The organism is Kitasatospora sp. DSM 101779, assembly GCF_025655475.1.
Classification (GTDB): Bacteria; Actinomycetota; Actinomycetes; order Streptomycetales; family Streptomycetaceae; genus Kitasatospora.
Genome location: NZ_JAHTIK010000001.1, coordinates 3,724,328 through 3,726,943 on the forward strand (window position 1 = coordinate 3,724,328; position 2,616 = coordinate 3,726,943).

Consider the following 2,616-nt stretch of genomic DNA (forward strand, 5'->3'; position numbering starts at 1 on the left):
ACCAGTCAGGTCGATCAGTCAGAGGCAGTGGACGGCTCGGACGGGAGCGAGGGCCGGGCCGGCTCGGCGCCTCCTGCGGCCAGGCAGGGGCGCCCCGTCAAACCTACCCGCCGGCTCGACCGGGTGATCATCCGGTTCGCCGGGGACTCCGGCGACGGCATGCAGCTCACCGGCGACCGCTTCACCTCGGAGACGGCGTCCTTCGGCAACGACCTCTCCACCCTGCCGAACTTCCCGGCCGAGATCCGGGCACCCGCCGGCACCCTGCCGGGCGTGTCCAGCTTCCAACTGCACTTCGCCGACCACGACATCCTGACCCCGGGCGACGCCCCCAACGTGCTGGTGGCGATGAACCCGGCCGCGCTGAAGGCCAATCTGCCGGACCTGCCGCACGGCGCCGAGATCATCGTCAACACCGACGAGTTCACCAAGCGCGCCCTGGCGAAGGTCGGCTACGCCGCCGACCCGCTTACCGACGGCTCGCTCGACGCCTTCCGGCTGCACAAGGTGCCGCTGACCACCCTGACCCTGGAGGCGCTCAAGGAGAGCGGCCTCGCCCGCAAGGACGCCGAACGCGCCAAGAACATGTTCGCGCTCGGCCTGCTCTCCTGGATGTACCATCGGCCGACCGGCGGCACCGAGACCTTCCTGCGCCAGAAGTTCGCCAAGAAGCCGGACATCGCCGAGGCCAACATCCTGGCCTTCCGCGCCGGTTGGAACTTCGGCGAGACCACCGAGGACTTCGCGGTCTCCTACGAGATCGCCCCGGCCGCGCTGCCCTCAGGCACCTACCGCAACATCTCCGGCAACCTGGCGCTCTCCTACGGACTGATCGCCGCCTCGACGCGCTCCGGCCTGCCGCTGTTCCTCGGCTCGTACCCGATCACCCCGGCCTCGGACATCCTGCACGAGCTGTCCAAGCACAAGAACTTCGGCGTGCGGACCTTCCAGGCCGAGGACGAGATCGCCGGCATCGGCGCAGCCCTCGGTGCGGCCTTCGGCGGCGCGCTCGGCGTCACCACCACCTCCGGCCCCGGCGTCGCCCTCAAGTCGGAGACCATCGGCCTCGCCGTCTCCCTCGAACTGCCGCTGCTGGTCGTGGACATCCAGCGCGGCGGCCCGTCCACCGGCCTGCCCACCAAGACCGAGCAGGCCGACCTGCTGCAGGCGATGTTCGGCCGCAACGGCGAGGCACCCGTGCCCGTCGTCGCGCCCGCCACCCCCGCCGAGTGCTTCACCGCCGCCCTGGAGGCGGCCCGGATCGCGCTGACCTACCGCACCCCGGTCTTCCTGCTCTCCGACGGCTACCTCGCCAACGGCTCCGAACCCTGGCGCATCCCCGCCGTCGACGAACTGCCCGACCTGACGGTCGACTTCGCCACCGAGCCGAACCACGAGCTGCCCGACGGCAGCCGCGCCTTCTGGCCGTACAAGCGCGATGCGCGCACGCTGGCCCGCCCCTGGGCGGTGCCCGGCACCCCCGGCCTGGAACACCGGATCGGCGGCATCGAGAAGCAGGACGGCACCGGCAACATCTCCTACGACCCGGCCAACCACGACTTCATGGTCCGCACCCGGCAGGCCAAGGTCGACGGCATCGAGGTCCCCCCGCTGGAGGTCGACGACCCTCAGGGCGACGCCCGGGTCCTCGTCCTCGGCTGGGGCTCCACCTACGGACCGATCACCGCCGCCGTGCGCCGGGTCCGCGCCGACGGCGGCCGCATCGCCCAGGCCCACCTGCGCCACCTCAACCCCTTCCCGGCCAACCTCGGCCAGGTGCTGCACGGCTACGACCGGGTCATCGTCCCGGAGATGAACCTCGGCCAACTCGCCCTGCTGCTGCGCGCCAAGTACCTCGTGGACGCCCAGTCCTACAACCAGGTCCGCGGACTTCCTTTCAAGGCCGCCCAGTTGGCCGATGTGCTGCACGCGGCGATCGGCACCCTCGACGCGGAGGACCAGCGATGACCGAATTCCGATCGCTCTCCCTGGTCCCCAAGGCCGACGGCCCGCAGAGCGTCAAGGACTTCAAGACCGACCAGGAAGTCCGCTGGTGCCCCGGCTGCGGCGACTACGCGATCCTCGCCGCCGTCCAGTCCTTCATGCCCGAACTCGGCATCCGCCGCGAGAACACCGTCTTCGTCTCCGGCATCGGCTGCTCCTCACGCTTCCCGTACTACATGAACACCTACGGGATGCACTCCATCCACGGCAGAGCCCCGGCGATCGCCACCGGCCTCGCCACCTCCCGGCGCGACCTCAGCGTCTGGGTGGTCACCGGCGACGGCGACGCGCTCTCCATCGGCGGCAACCACCTGATCCACGCCCTGCGGCGCAACGTCAACCTGAAGATCCTGCTGTTCAACAACCGGATCTACGGCCTCACCAAGGGCCAGTACTCGCCCACCAGTGAGGTCGGGAAGATCACCAAGTCCACCCCGATGGGCTCCCTGGACGCGCCCTTCAACCCGCTCTCGCTGGCGATCGGCGCCGAGGCCACCTTCGTCGCCCGCACCATCGACTCCGACCGCCAGCACCTGCAGTCCGTGCTGCGCGCCGCCGCCGAGCACCAGGGCGCCGCCCTGGTGGAGATCTACCAGAACTGCAACATCTTCA

2 protein-coding genes are annotated in these 2,616 nt (G+C 70.1%); both read left to right on the forward strand.

Annotated features, from left to right (window positions below; genetic code table 11):
- On the forward strand, window positions 1-1,968 hold a 1,968-nt coding region (locus tag KSNIM_RS16815; protein ID WP_263104031.1), incomplete at its 5' end, for a 2-oxoacid:acceptor oxidoreductase subunit alpha.
- Window positions 1,965-2,616 (forward strand): 2-oxoacid:ferredoxin oxidoreductase subunit beta (locus KSNIM_RS16820; RefSeq protein WP_263104032.1); only part of this gene is annotated, 652 nt, incomplete at its 3' end. The genes KSNIM_RS16815 and KSNIM_RS16820, both read left to right, overlap by 4 nt.